Annotated in this window: 1 protein-coding gene; it reads right to left on the bottom strand. The window is 76.2% G+C overall.

Annotated features, from left to right (window positions below):
* Window positions 1-359 (bottom strand): hypothetical protein (locus FV222_RS28895; RefSeq protein ID WP_147816534.1); only part of this gene is annotated, 359 nt, incomplete at its 3' end.
* Between the last annotated feature and the right edge of the window lie 128 nt (window positions 360-487).

The following is a 487-nucleotide window of genomic DNA, read 5'->3' as shown; positions in this document are numbered from 1 at the left end:
GGGCCGAAGCCGTGCTTCGCCCCGGCCCGGCTGACGACGCCGAACCGCAGCACCGCCTGTTCCAGGTAGTCGATCGCCGCGATCAGGTGCGCGCGCGCCGCCTCGATCGCCTCCGCCCCGTCCTCCGGCCTGCCGTCGGCGAGCTTCACCGCGGCGATCAGCACGCGGTCGCGCTCGTCCTCGATCCGCCGGTCGCGCTCGACCGAGCCGCGGATCTCGGCGTCGAAGGCGGCGACCACCGACCAGGGGAGGGCGTCGGCGCCGACCTGGTCGACGAAAGTCTGGACGACGAAGGTCTGGGCGTGCCGGCGCCCGGCGGCGGCGGCCCGGCGCAGGGTTTCGGCGAGGTCGGCATCCATGGAAAGCTCCCGCGTCCGTGCGCGTCCTGCCGGGCGTCGGCAGGGCGCGGCGTGACCTCCTATACGCCGGCACGCGGCGGGTGAGCGCCTGCGGGGGATGGCCGCGGATCGGGGGCGGCCCTCAGGCC

Source organism: Methylobacterium sp. WL103 (assembly GCF_008039885.1).
Taxonomy (GTDB): domain Bacteria; phylum Pseudomonadota; class Alphaproteobacteria; order Rhizobiales; family Beijerinckiaceae; genus Methylobacterium; species Methylobacterium cerastii.
The sequence above is the reverse complement of the archived record's forward strand: the minus strand, read 5'-3'. Positions and strand labels throughout refer to the sequence as shown.